The organism is Polaromonas sp. P1_E1_2, from assembly GCF_056406035.1.
Map to the genome: position 1 here is coordinate 1 of NZ_JBFUAZ010000769.1, position 1,670 is coordinate 1,670.

2 protein-coding genes are annotated in these 1,670 nt (G+C 63.5%); both read left to right on the forward strand.

Going from position 1 to position 1,670, the window contains the following annotated elements:
- The coding region (locus AC1D1P_RS22685) for an efflux RND transporter periplasmic adaptor subunit (RefSeq protein ID WP_477674541.1) at positions 1–976 on the forward strand (976 nt) is incomplete at its 5' end.
- A 7-nt stretch (positions 977–983) separates the two neighbouring features.
- The coding region (locus AC1D1P_RS22690) for an efflux RND transporter permease subunit (protein WP_477674542.1) at positions 984–1,670 on the forward strand (687 nt) is incomplete at its 3' end.

A 1,670-nucleotide genomic window follows, 5' to 3' on the forward strand; every position in this document is an offset into this window, starting at 1 on the left:
GGCTGAACTGGGCCAGCGCGTCAAGGCCGGGCAAGTGCTTGCCAACCTCGATCCCCAGGATTACAAGCTCGCGGCCGATGCAGCCCGTGCGCAGGTCGCCGCCGCCGCCACCAACCGCGACCTTGCTGCCGCCGATTTCAAGCGCTATAGGGAGCTGAAAGAGCAGAACTTCATCAGCGGCGCCGAACTGGAGCGCCGCGAAACCACCCTGAAGGCAGCGCAGGCGCAACTGGAGCAAGCCCAGTCCCAACTGGCCGTGCAGGGCAACCAGGCCAACTACGCGGCGCTGGTCGCGGACGTGTCGGGGGTTGTCACCGCCATCGAGGCCGAGCCGGGCCAGGTCGTGACGGCTGGCGCGCCGGTGGTGCGGATTGCAGCGGATGGTGTGCGTGATGTGGTGTTCTCTGTGCCCGAAGACAAGGTGGCGGCCATCAAGGTCGGCTCGCCGGTCAGTATCCGCGTGTGGTCCCAGACCGCCGAGCTGACTGGAAAAGTGCGCGAAGTGGCGGCCAGCAATGACCCCGTCACGCGGACCTACACCGTCAAGGTTTCCGTTGACGCGAAAGAACCGCCGCCGCTAGGTGCCACGGTGTATGTGGTGCCGCAGGCCGGCAGCGTGGTGGGTGCGCCGGTCATCAAGCTGCCGACAACAGCGCTGCGTCAGGAAGGCAAGGCCACGGCGGTATGGGTGGTTGACAAGGCCACCATGACCGTCAAACCGCAACTCATTCAGGTTGCCACGGCCGACGGCAACGACGTGGTGGTGGCTTCCGGGTTGCAGCCCGGGATGCTGGTGGTCAGCGCCGGCGTGCATGTGCTCTCGCCGGGCCAGAAAGTCAGTATTTACCAGCCAAGTGTGGCTGTAGCCGGCGCCAGTCCTGCGCAAACAGCTATCAATTCAGTAGCAACGCCCGCGACATCCGCGGCGCCTGTGACAGCACCGGTTGCCGTCTCCGCGGCTTCTGCCGCGAAGTGAGGACGGCATGACGCAACCCCATCCAGACAGCAGCAGCGCTGCCGGCGAACTGGCTWCGCCCTCGACCCGTTTCAACCTTTCCAAATGGGCGCTGGACCACCCGGCGCTCACCCGTTATCTCCTGCTGGTGCTGATGATTCTGGGCTTTGTCGCCTACTTCCAGCTTGGGCAGGACGAAGACCCACCGTTTACCTTCCGCGCCATGGTCGTGCGCACCTACTGGCCGGGCGCGACAGCGCAGCAGGTGGCCGAGCAGGTGACCGACAAGCTGGAGCGCACGCTGCAGGAAGCGCCTTATGCCGACAGGATTCGCAGCTACTCCAAACCCGGTGAATCGCAGATCATTTTCCAGATCAAGGACTCGTCCAAACCCGGCGACGTTGCCAACGTCTGGTATTCGGTGCGCAAGAAAATCGGCGACATGCGCGGCACGTTGCCGGGCGGCATCCAGGGCCCGTTCTTCAACGACGAATTCGGCGATGTGTATGGCGTGATCTACGCGCTGGAAGCCGACGGCTTCAATTACGCTGAACTCAAGACTTTTGCCGACGATGTGCGCCAGCAACTGCTGCGTGTGCCCGACGTGAGCAAGGTGGRGCTGTTTGGTGTCCAGGACGAAAAAGTCTACATAGAGATTTCGCAAAAGCGCCTGGCGCAACTGGGGCTGGACCTGAACCAGGTGCTGGCGCAACTG